The organism is Candidatus Symbiopectobacterium sp. NZEC135 (assembly GCF_025962695.1).
The window spans coordinates 1-914 of the sequence record NZ_JAGFPF010000819.1 but is presented as its reverse complement, the minus strand read 5'-3'; the positions used below and the strand labels follow the sequence as shown (position 1 = coordinate 914).

Sequence of the window (914 nt, the reverse complement as noted above, 5' to 3'; positions counted from 1 at the left end):
ATGTTGCGCACGCAGAAAATTCCCTTTATCCAAAGCACCGCGGCCCTGCCGGTGATGCTGACCACCGCATTGGTCATGGCGCTTGGTATCTATATTCCGTTCTCTCCGCTGGGGGCGTATATCGGTTTAACGCCGCTGCCGTGGGAATATTTCCCCTGGCTGGTCGCTACCCTGCTGAGCTACTGCCTGCTCACTCAGGTGATGAAACGCATCTATATCCGACGTTTCGGCCAGTGGTTCTAAGCTGAGCAAGCGGTCACTCACGCAACATTGCTCTGCGCTGCGGCGTGAGTCGTCTTAATCGTAGAGTTTCTCTTCATCTCCGCGCGCTGGTGTTCGGCTGGCGCGCAGTCGTTTGACGGAGGCATTAAGCGCCATGGTGCCGTGCAGCAAAATGTTGCTGGCAGGGCGTAAGGGCGATGCCAGACGCTGCTGCAATAACCTGATCGCTTCTTCTCCCAATTCATCGCGCGGCACATGCAGCGAGGTCAGCGGAATATCATGCAGCGCCAACAAATTAAAACCATCAATGCTCATGATGGAGATATCCTGCGGTACGCGAATCCCCGCACGTTGCAACGCATTCATTGCCCCTAACGCCATAAAATCGCCGCCTGCCAGAATGGCGGTTGGCCGCTTTTCTTCCGGGCACTGCGCGAGAAATTCAGTCAATGCACGTTCACTTTCCGCCGCGCTGAAGCCGTTGGCCAGCAGCAGATGGCAGGTCTCATCAAAGGGGAGATTATGGGCGTTCAGCGCTTCGCGTATCCCTTGTAAACGCCACTCCATGGTATAGCGCCGCAGGCAGACCAGATTGAGGATGTTATGGTGCCCTTGCTCAATCAAATAGTGCATCGCCACCTCGCCAATCAAACGGTGATCCGGCGAGACGCTGGGTAAACGCATCTTTCTGT

The 914-nt window shown here is 55.6% G+C and carries 2 protein-coding genes; one reads left to right on the top strand and one right to left on the bottom strand.

Features of this window, described 5'->3' with window-relative positions; all coding sequences use genetic code 11:
* Positions 1-243 (top strand): hypothetical protein (locus J5224_RS30705; protein WP_264628810.1); only part of this gene is annotated, 243 nt, incomplete at its 5' end.
* A 54-nt stretch (positions 244-297) separates the two neighbouring features.
* On the opposite strand, the gene J5224_RS30700 is transcribed toward J5224_RS30705, so the two are convergent.
* Positions 298-914, bottom strand: a 617-nt coding sequence (locus J5224_RS30700) for a LacI family DNA-binding transcriptional regulator (protein ID WP_264628809.1), incomplete at its 5' end; no start/stop codon positions are given.